The sequence below is a fragment of the Pandoraea sp. B-6 genome (genome assembly GCF_000282835.1).
Taxonomy (GTDB): Bacteria; Pseudomonadota; Gammaproteobacteria; order Burkholderiales; family Burkholderiaceae; genus Pandoraea; species Pandoraea cepalis.
Genome location: NZ_KB290507.1, coordinates 37,351 through 39,865 on the forward strand (window position 1 = coordinate 37,351; position 2,515 = coordinate 39,865).

Below are 2,515 nucleotides of genomic sequence, written 5' to 3' on the forward strand. Positions count from 1 at the left end.
ACACGCGGGACAGCGAAGATCGGGAAAGCGGAGCGGGCAGTCATCGGAGGGCGTGCAGCCGGGGAACGGGTCGAAGGCAAGCCGCTAACTTACCGCGTTCCCTCCGGCGCGACCAGCGATTCCCGTGCGAAGGCGGTGCGACATCGTGTCGCGGCCGTCGACGCCAGAGCATCGACGGCCATTCGCCGCAGGCGGCAGCGGTCTTACGCCGCGCCCTTGATCACGCTCTCCGGCAGATCGCGACCGTGGTACTTCTTGTAGATCGCGTTGAGCTTGCCGTTCTTCAGATTGGTCTTCACCCAATGGTTGATCCAATCCTTGAGCGCCGGCTGATTCTTGTTGAGCGCGATGCCCAGATTGAATTCCGTCTGCGCAAACTTCAGTTCGAGGTTCTTCTCCGGGGCGCGCTTTTGCATCTCGCCGAGATTCGACGGCGTGCTCGAGAAGATGTCGACCTGACCGGTCACCATCGACGTGATGAGTGTCGCGTCGTCTTCGTAGCGCACGATCTGCGCACCCTTGGCGTTCTGCGTGGTGAGCGTGTCGTTGACGGTCGCGCGCGTGAGACCGATGCGCTTGCCGTTCAGGTCGTCATAGCCCTTGATGACCATGCTCTTGGGGCCGCCGACGATGATCGAGATGACCGCGTACGGCATCGAAAAATCGATCACCTTCTCACGCTCCGGCGAGATCGCGAGATCGGCCACCACGATATCGGCGCGGTTCGACTGCAGCGTGGGGATGCGTGCGGCGTTCGTCACGGACACAATGTCGAGCTTCACCCCCAGATCCTGTGCCAGCAGCTTGGCCGTTTCGACGTCCGAGCCCACCGGTTGCAGGTTCGCGTCGGCATACGAGTACAGCGGCGTGCCCATGGCGATGGCGACGCGGATCTTGCCTGCCTTCTTGATGTCGTCGAGCTGGTCGGCGAGGGCAGCATGCGCCACGGCGCCGAGCAGAGCGGCGGCGCAAGCTTGGGTGAGGAACGTCTTGAGTTTCATGCGGGTGTCTCCTTGGAATAATGGATTGTCTTGCGTGGCCGGACTACAGGCCGTTGGCGAGGAATGCACGCAGTTCGGGCGTTTGCGGGTTGTCGAGCATGTCGCCCGGACCGACTTCCCACACCTTGCCCTGATGCATGTAGATGATCTGGTCGGCGACGCGCTTGGCGAATGCCATTTCGTGCGTGACGAGCACCATCGTCATGCCGTTCGCCGCGAGGTCTTCCATGACGCGCAGCACCTCGCCCGTAAGCTGCGGGTCGAGCGCCGACGTCACTTCGTCGAACAGCATGACCTTCGGCGACATGGCGAGCGAGCGCGCAATGGCCACGCGCTGCTGCTGGCCGCCCGAGAGTTGCTCGGGATAGCTCTCGGCCTTGTCCGACAGTCCCACCTGATCGAGCACGCGCTTGGCCACGTCTTGCGCTTCGCTGCGCGCCATGCGCTTGACGTGCCGCAGCGCGAGCATGATGTTCTCGCGCACGTTCAGGTGTGGGAACAGGTTGTAGCTCTGGAAGACGATGCCGACTTCGCGGCGCAATTGATGCAGGTCGATGTGCGGATCTTCCACGCGAATGCCGCACACTTCGATGGAGCCTTCGTCGATGGTCTCCAGACGATCGATGCAGCGCAGGGCCGTACTCTTGCCCGAGCCGCTGGCGCCGATGACCGCCACCATCTGGCCGCGTTCAACTTCGAATGACACGCCCTTGAGCACCGGGTTGTCGCCAAAGCGCTTGTGAATCTGGTTGACCTTAACGATTGCCGACATTGAGCTTGTCCTCCAGTGATGCGCTCCAGCGCGAGAGCGGGTAGCACAGCACGAAATAAAACACCCCGACCAACGAGAACACGAGGAAGGGTTGGAAAATCGAGTTGTTGATGATCTGTCCGGCGCGCGTCAGCTCCACGAAGCCGATCACCGACGCGAGCGACGTCATCTTGATGATCTGCACCAGGAAGCCGATGGTCGGTGGCAGCGACAGGCGCACCGCCTGCGGAATGATGACCAGACGCAGCGTCTGCCAGCGCGAGAGCGACAGGCACTCCGCGGCCTCCCACTGCGCCCGCGGCATCGCTTCGACGCAGCCGCGCCAGATGTCGCCCAGGTAGGCGCTGGTGTACACCATCAATGCCAGCGCGGCCGCCACGATGGCGGGTAACTCGAAGCCATACACCGACAGGCCGAAGTAGACGATGAACAGCAGGATCAGCAGCGGAATGCCCTGAATTGCCTCGATGAACACTTGCGCAGGCAAGCGCAGCCATCGGCGCGGCGAGATGCGTCCGAGCATCACGACAAAGCCGCCCGCGCTGCCGAGGACGAATGCGATGAGCGAGAGCACGAGTGTCCAGCCGATGGACTGCACCAGATAGTTGAAATAGGTCCAGGAAAAATTGCCCATCATGAGGCGCTCCGTTGCGCGGCGTTGGTACCGGATGTGCCTGAAGCGCCCGGCGTGCCGGCGTTGCCCGGGGCGTTCAGGCCGGCGGCGCGCGACGCGGCCGCCCGA

At 62.9% G+C, this 2,515-nt stretch carries 3 protein-coding genes; all 3 read right to left on the reverse strand.

Going from position 1 to position 2,515, the window contains the following annotated elements; translation table 11 throughout:
• Nucleotides 1–203: 203 nt before the first annotated feature.
• Genes A985_RS0108540 through A985_RS0108550 form a run of 3 tightly spaced genes read right to left on the reverse strand, consistent with a single transcriptional unit; the run spans nt 204 to nt 2,410 of the window.
• Entirely contained in the window at nt 204–1,001 is a 798-nt protein-coding gene (locus A985_RS0108540; protein WP_017232989.1) for a transporter substrate-binding domain-containing protein, read from the reverse strand.
• A gap of 43 nt (nt 1,002–1,044) precedes the next feature.
• Nucleotides 1,045–1,773, reverse strand: a complete 729-nt coding sequence (locus A985_RS0108545; protein WP_017232990.1) for an amino acid ABC transporter ATP-binding protein — start codon at nt 1,771–1,773, stop codon at nt 1,045–1,047.
• On the reverse strand, nt 1,757–2,410 hold the full coding sequence (locus tag A985_RS0108550; RefSeq protein ID WP_017232991.1) for an amino acid ABC transporter permease: 654 nt from the start codon (nt 2,408–2,410) through the stop codon (nt 1,757–1,759). Before A985_RS0108550 ends, A985_RS0108545 begins: the two co-directional genes overlap by 17 nt.
• Nucleotides 2,411–2,515 lie beyond the last annotated feature (105 nt).